Below are 405 nucleotides of genomic sequence, written 5' to 3' on the forward strand. Positions count from 1 at the left end.
TACTCTTCATCTGTTAAGTTATCTACTCGACCATTTAAGGTTAGGTTTTCATTCGCATAGTAGTTAACTGAAACATCGAGCAAGCTATATGCCGTAAGATCCTCAGAGAAGTCAGGTCGTTCACCTACATATTGGTAACCTATAGAAACATCAACTTCATCGAAACTAGCCACTGCATTATATTTATAAATCTTCTTAGCTCGGCGTGTCAGCTGCTCACCAGATTGATTTTCTGGATCTTGGAAGTTGGCGCTCACTTGGTGATTGATAAAGCTGGTATCAAACCCAACAACCATTTCCACACCACGTAGTTGGCTTTCGCCATCGGTATTGTAGTACTTGCTTGTCGCGTAATTGTAATCGATGAGGTCTTCGACATTCGTATCATAGCCAGTAATCGACCAA

General features: G+C 41.2%; 1 protein-coding gene. It reads right to left on the bottom strand.

What is annotated here, in order from left to right; translation table 11 throughout:
- The coding region (locus A3712_RS19555; protein ID WP_197465870.1) for a TonB-dependent receptor domain-containing protein at window positions 1-405 on the bottom strand (405 nt) is incomplete at both ends.

It is taken from the genome of Vibrio sp. HI00D65 (genome assembly GCF_001635455.1).
Lineage (GTDB): Bacteria > Pseudomonadota > Gammaproteobacteria > Enterobacterales > Vibrionaceae > Vibrio.